General features: G+C 66.0%; 5 protein-coding genes and 1 pseudogene. 1 reads left to right on the plus strand and 5 read right to left on the minus strand.

The genetic code is table 11. The annotated features are described in order from the left end of the window. Positions 1–210 precede the first annotated feature (210 nt). From AC1DD3_RS21910 to AC1DD3_RS21925, 4 genes are read right to left on the minus strand one after another with little or no spacing between them, the layout of a single operon-like run. Positions 211–1,023: a bifunctional allantoicase/(S)-ureidoglycine aminohydrolase gene (locus AC1DD3_RS21910; protein ID WP_476882515.1), complete on the minus strand. Its 813-nt coding sequence runs from the start codon at positions 1,021–1,023 to the stop codon at positions 211–213. Positions 1,024–1,033: 10 nt separating this feature from the next. Continuing rightward, positions 1,034–2,308, minus strand: a complete 1,275-nt coding sequence (locus AC1DD3_RS21915) for a DUF6986 family protein (protein WP_230121474.1) — start codon at positions 2,306–2,308, stop codon at positions 1,034–1,036. 3 nt (positions 2,309–2,311) lie between these two features. Next, positions 2,312–3,910 (minus strand): malate synthase A, encoded by a 1,599-nt coding sequence (aceB, locus tag AC1DD3_RS21920; RefSeq protein WP_476882516.1) that lies wholly within the window; start codon positions 3,908–3,910, stop codon positions 2,312–2,314. Between the two features lie 25 nt (positions 3,911–3,935). After that, the gene (locus AC1DD3_RS21925) at positions 3,936–5,411 is read right to left on the minus strand and encodes an NAD-dependent malic enzyme (protein WP_476882517.1); all 1,476 of its coding nucleotides are present in this window, start codon (positions 5,409–5,411) and stop codon (positions 3,936–3,938) included. A 209-nt stretch (positions 5,412–5,620) separates the two neighbouring features. On the opposite strand from AC1DD3_RS21925, the gene AC1DD3_RS21930 reads away from it, so the two are divergent. Continuing rightward, complete coding sequence (locus AC1DD3_RS21930) at positions 5,621–6,376, plus strand: IclR family transcriptional regulator (RefSeq protein WP_230121477.1); 756 nt, start codon at positions 5,621–5,623, stop codon at positions 6,374–6,376. A 73-nt stretch (positions 6,377–6,449) separates the two neighbouring features. On the opposite strand, the pseudogene AC1DD3_RS21935 reads toward AC1DD3_RS21930, so the two are convergent. After that, a pseudogene (locus AC1DD3_RS21935) lies at positions 6,450–6,563 on the minus strand (IS30 family transposase); the annotation flags it as partial.

Consider the following 6,563-nt stretch of genomic DNA (forward strand, 5'->3'; position numbering starts at 1 on the left):
TCCAGAATCGCGTGCTTCTGGTCGGTAGTGAAGTGCTTCCGGTTCGAAACACGAACAGGCATAACGAAATCCATGACGGACCTTCCCCCCGCCCTGAGCACCGGCTCCAGCAACAGGGAACCTGTCACACAACAGCCTGACACACAGGGAGCCTGCGGCGAACTGGCAGGCTTCCGGCGATCCCGGCGTCGGCGTTAAAGACCGAACAAGTTACGTCAGGCGGATCTGGCGGTTGACGTCCTTATACAGCAGGTAGCGGAACTGGCCAGGGCCGCCTGCGTAGCAGGCCTGCGGGCAGAAGGCGCGCAGCCACATGAAGTCGCCCGCCTCCACTTCCACCCAGTCGTTGTTGAGCAGGTACATGGCCTTGCCCTCCAGGACGTACAGGCCGTGTTCCATGACGTGGGTTTCCGGGAACGGGATCACACCGCCCGGCTGGAACGTCACGATGTTCACGTGCATGTCATGCGCCAGGTCGTTGGGGTCCGCGAAGCGCGTGGTCTTCCAGACGCCGTCGGTATCGGGCATCGCGCCGGCTTCGACTTCCGCGTCACTGGTAACGAAGGACTTGGCCTCGTAACCCTCGAGCCTCTCGTAGGCCTTGCGGATCCAGTGGAAGGAAACGATGTCGTCCGAGACGTTTTCCAGTCCCCAGGTGGAACCGGCCGCCAGGTAGGCGTAGCCACCCTCCTCAAGCTGGTGCAGTTCACCGTCGAGGGTCAGGTTGACCTTGCCCTTGGTCACGAAGACAACGCCTTCAACGCCTGCCTCGAACTCGGCCTTGGGAGCACCGCCGCCCGGGCCGATCTCGACGATCAGCTGCGAGAACGTGGTGGCAAAGCCGGAGATCGGGCGGGCAATGATCCAGGACCGTGTGTTGGAGAAACCAGGCAGGTTGCTGGTCACGATATCGGTCATGACGCCTTTGGGGATGACCGTGTAGGCCTCCGTGACGATGGCCCGTTCCGTGGTGAGGTGGGTCTGCGGCGGCAGGCCGCCCTGGGGGTAGTAGTACTTGCCCATCATTGGATCCTTACTTCGAAGTGGTGTGGGCCAGCCGCGGGTGCGCAAGGCCGGTCAGGTGGGGGATTCCGACGCCGGCAAGCGCCAGCACCTCGTCGGCGCCCACCGCTCCGCACTGGACGCCGCGCAGCACGAAAGCGGCGAGTGCACGGGCCGTGGCAGGCTCGTCCATCACCCCGCCCTCGGTGCGTTCAACGTAATTGCGCAGCCGGGCCGCCGCGGCGGGCAGCCCCTGGCGGTAGAACGCGTACGTCGCAGCGAACCGGCTGGGCAGCTGCGCCGGGTGCAGGTCCCAGCCCTGGTAGAAGCCGCGCTCGAGGGAACGCCGGACCAGCCGGCCGTGGAGCTGCCAGGCGTTTTCTACGTTGTCGCCCACGGGGATAATGTTGGTGGAGCCGTCCGAGAGCCGGATGCCGGTGCCTGCCACGGCAAGCTGCATGACTTCCTTGGCGAAGTCCGCCACGGGATGCTCCATGGACTGGTATTCGGCCGAGATCTGCAGCGACGCCGAGTAGTCGTACGTCCCGTAGTGCAGCCCGCTGATACGGCCGGGAACAGCATGGGGGAGCTGTGCCACGGGGGAGTTGCCCTCGGGGCCAAGGATCAGCTGCGGTGTTTCCACCTGCACCTCAAAACGCAGCCGGCCTGCCGGCAGCGAATGGACTTCCTCAAGCCGGGAGACAGCGAAGTCCATGGCCTGCACCTGGGCCACCGTGGTGACCTTGGGCAGGGTGAGGACCAGGCCCTCCGGAAGCTCGCCGGCGGAGGCCAGGCCGGACACAAACAGGTCGAGGGTCCGCAGGCCGCGGGCACGCGTGGGCGCCTCAAAGCATTTGAAGCGGATTCCGATGAACGGCGGCGCGGAGCCGGCCGCAACAGCGGCGGCCACGGCGGAAGCGGCGGCAACGGCGGCGGCGTCCTCGGCGTCGTCGCCCCGGTCCCCGAAGCCGTCCTCGAAGTCGAGCCGGAGGTCCTCGATAGGTTCGCTGCCGAGTTTGGCCTCCACCCGGGACGCAACAGCGTCAGCCAGTTCGCTGTCCTGGCCCAGCAGCGCTCCGACCCGGGCGAGTCCGCCATGGGCGGCCGCCGTCGACAGCGCCTGGGCGCCCCAGTCGGCGGCGAGCGACGGCGTGAACCGGTCCGCCGGGACATAAACAGTGTGGACGGGCTGGCGCGAGCCGTCGTCGCCGGGGTAATTCTGCTCCAGCAGCCGGTCGGTGGCCGCCAGCTGCGAATCGATCCTGGCCAGATCCGCAGCGCTGAGTGATGATTCCGGTACCGCCATGCCTCAGCCCACCAGTTCGTAGGCCGGGGTGGTGAGGAAGTCCGTGTAGTCCTCGGAGAGGCAGATGTCCGCGATCAGGCTGCTGGCGGGCTGGTAGTAGCGCTGGAAGGCCTCCTCGCCCACCTCGCCGCGCAGCTTCTCTGTCTCCTCGGCCAGGATCTTGGTCACAAGCTCGCGCGTCACGGTGTTGCCGGTGTCTGCGAGCACCACCTCGTTGCGGATCTGCTGCCACACCTGCGAGCGGGAGATCTCCGCCGTGGCGGCATCTTCCATGAGGTTGTGGATGGCCACCGCTCCGTTGCCCGAGATCCACACGGCGGTGTAGGCCACGGCCACGTAGAGGTTCAGGCGCAGGCCCGCCTCGGTGACCTGGCCGTCCGCGGAAGCGATGTCCAGCAGCTGGCCCGCGGTCACGGAGACTTCCGGGCGCTGCTTGTCCAGCTGGTTGGGGCGCTCGCCGAGGACCGAATCGAACACTTCCCGGCAGACCGGGACCAGATCAGGGTGGGCCACCCAGGAGCCGTCGAAGCCGTCGTTCGCCTCGCGGGTCTTGTCCGCGCGGACCTTCTCGAAGGCTTGGGCGGTGACTTCAGGTTCGCGCCGGTTGGGGATGACCGCGGCCATCCCGCCCATGGCGAAGGCGCCCCGGTGGTGGCAGGTCTTGACCAGCAGTTCCGTGTAGGCGCGCATGAAGGGCGCGGTCATGGCCACGGTAGCGCGGTCCGGCAGCACGAAGCTGGCCCCGGCGTCGCGGAAGTACTTGATGATGCTGAAAAGGTAGTCCCAGCGGCCCGCATTCAGGCCCGAGGCGTGGTCGCGGAGTTCGTAGAGGATCTCGTCCATCTCAAAGGCAGCCGGGATGGTTTCGATGAGCACGGTTGCGCGGATGGTGCCCTGGTTGAGGCCAAGGTAGTCCTGCGCGAAGACAAAGACCTCGTTCCACAGGCGCGCCTCGACGTGGCTCTCCATCTTCGGCAGGTAGTAATAGGGGCCCTGGCCGTTGAGGACCAGCTGCTTGGCGACGTGGAAGAAGTGCAGGCCGAAGTCCACGAGGGCACCCACGGCGGGTTCGCCGTCGAGCAGGAGGTGCCGTTCCTCCATGTGCCAGCCGCGGGGGCGTGCCACCACGACGGCGAGCGGGGCGTCCGTGCGCAGCCTGTATTCCTTGCCCTCAGGGGAGGTGTAGCTCAGGGACCCCGTGGCGGCGTCCCGCAGGTTGAGGATGGCATCGATGACGTTGGCCCAGGTGGGCGTGCTGGCGTCCTCGAGGTCCGCGAGCCACACCTTGGCGCCGGAGTTCAGCGCGTTGATGGCCATCTTGGCAGGAGAGGCGGGCCCCGTCATTTCAACCCGGCGGTCCTGCAAAGCCGCCGGTGCCGGCGCAACCTTCCAGTCGCCGTCGCGCACGTCCTGGGTGTCCGGCAGGAAGTCAAGGCTGCCGGTCCTGGCCACATGCTCGCGCTTTGCGGTCCGGGCCTTCAGGAGCTCAGAGCGGGTACCGGCGAACCGCTTGTGCAGTTCCTCCACGAAAGCCAGGGCCTTGGGGGTGAGAATCTCCTCCGCGCGCTCGATCGGCCGGGGGTCTGTGACTGTGATAGCCATTGTTGGTCCTTTCCAGGGCTGCGAATCAGGCGTTGGCGAAGGCTGCTGCGTTTGCTGCAGCAGGTGCTGCTGCTTCTGTTGAGTCTTCCGCTGTTGCCGCTGCGATGCCAGTACCCGCTGCGGCGCGGGCTGCGTTTGCCACGGCCGCGGCGACGTCCGCGGCCACGTGGGGGTCGAAGACGCTGGGGATAATGTAGCTGGCGTTGAGCTCGTCGTCAGCAACACGGTTGGCGATCGCCTCGGCGGCGGCCACCAGCATCTCCGGGGTGATGTCCGATGCCCCCGCGTCCAGCAGGCCGCGGAAGAAGCCCGGGAATGCCAGGACGTTGTTGATCTGGTTCGGGAAGTCGCTGCGTCCCGTGGCCACGACTGCTGCGTGCTTGGACGCGATGGCAGGATCGATTTCCGGTGTGGGGTTGGCCATGGCGAATACGATCGCGTCCTTGGCCATCGAAGCGACCTGCTCCTCGCCGATCACGTGCGGTGCGCTGACGCCGATGAAAACATCTGCATCTTTGAGCGCCTGGTGCAGGGTTCCGGAGAATCCCTCTTCGTTGGTGTTGGCGGCAATCCAGCTGCGGTGCTCGTCGTTGTACTGCTCGCCGGAGTGGATGGCGCCGGAGCGGCCGGCAGCCACGATGTGCCGGGCGCCCTGGGCCTTGAGCAACTGGATGATGGCGGAGCCGGCGGCGCCCACGCCCGAGACGACGATCCGGACCTCGGAGAGCTTCTTGCCCACCACGCGCAGGGCATTGACGAGGGCGGCGAGCGTGACGATCGCCGTGCCGTGCTGGTCGTCATGGAAGACCGGGATGTCCAGTTCTTCACGCAGGCGGTTCTCGATCTCGAAGCAGCGCGGGGCCGCGATGTCTTCGAGGTTCACTCCGCCGTAGACGGGCGCGATCGCCTTGACGATCTTGATGATCTCCTCGGTGTCCTGGGTGTCCAGGCACACCGGCCACGCGTCCACGTTGGCGAACTGCTTGAACAGGGCGGCCTTGCCTTCCATCACTGGAAGTGCGGCGGCCGGGCCGATGTTGCCGAGGCCCAGCACCGCCGAACCGTCGGTGACCACGGCGATGGTGTTCCGCTTGACCGTGAGGTTGCGGGCCGCTGACGGGTCCTCCGCGATGGCAAGGCAGACGCGGGCGACGCCGGGGGTGTAGGCGCGGGAGAGATCGTCGCGGTTGCGCAGGGCTACTTTGGGGACGACCTCAAGCTTGCCGCCGAGGTGCATGAGGAAGGTGCGGTCCGAGACGTTCCGGACGGTGACGCCGTCGAGCGCGTTGAGGGCGTCCTTGACGCGGTTGGCGTGGTCGTCGTCGGTGGTGTTGCAGGTGACGTCAACAACCAGGGTCTCGTGGTGGGATTCGGTGACGTCGAGGGCGGTGATGGCCGCGCCGGCCGCGCCCACGGCGGCTGCGAGTTCGCTGGTTGCCGTGAAGCTGGACGGTGCTTCCACGCGCAGGGTGATCGAGTTCCCGGGGCTGGGGTTCGCCATTGAATGTCCTCCTGGTACGCCCATGCATTGGGCTGGCTTACGCCGCTAATGTTTTCGTATTATGGATATTATTATCTACTTTATGGAAACACAAGCCCTGCGGGGACATCGACGAGGACTCGGCCGTGCTGTATCTTGGGATTTCTAAGCAGTTCTTTTCACAATGCGGATAAGAGTTGTCGGAATCGAGCCCAGCAGGAGACGACGGAATGGCTGAAAAGGCCGCAGGAGGCGTGCAGTCTGTTGAGCGCGTCTTCGAACTTTTGGAATTGATCACCGACGCCGGGGGAGATGTGACGCTCAGTGAGCTCTCTTCCTCCACTGACCTGCCCCTGCCGACGATCCACCGGCTTCTCCGGACGCTGGTCACGCTGGGCTACATCCGCCAGCTGCCGAACCGCCGCTACGCCCTCGGCCCGCGGCTGATCCGGCTCGGCGAAGGAGCCAACAAGCAGCTTGGCGCCCTGGCCCGCCCGCAGCTCAAGTCGCTCGTGGACCGGCTCGGCGAGACGTCAAACATGGCGGTACTGGACTCGGACATGGTTATTTACGTGGCCCAGGTTCCGTCCCTGCACTCCATGCGCATGTTCACCGAGGTGGGGCGGCGCGCGCACACCCACGACACCGGCGTGGGCAAGGCCATCCTCGCGCAGCTGGACGATGAAGTGGTCCGCGGGATCGTGAGCCGGACCGGCATGCCGACACCCACGGCCAAGAGCATCGGCGACATCGATTCGCTCCTGGCCGACCTGGATCGGATCCGTGAGCGCGGGTACTCCATCGACGAGGAGGAGCAGGAGCTCGGCGTCCGCTGCTTCGCGATGGCCGTGCCCAACGCGCCCACGCCGACGGCCATCTCCGTCTCGGGCCCGGTGTCCCGCGTGGACCAGTCCTTCGCCGACCGCGCCGTGCCGCTGTTGCGCGAAGCGGCCCAGGCGATCTCGGACGAACTCAACCAAAACTGACCCGAGCGCGAACGAACACTTGGGGCCCCGTTTTCCACGGGCGGTTTCTAGGGGTCGTTGCAACACCTGTTGGTTAGGTGGTTAGTAGTAAAGCACGTAAACGCTCGGCTGGGGTTTCCCAGCCGAGCGTTTTACGTGGCCGGCCGTTGAGTTTCTGAGCGACGAGTTCGAGGTCTTCGGGACCGTA

Source organism: Arthrobacter sp. 05T444 (genome assembly GCF_056395905.1).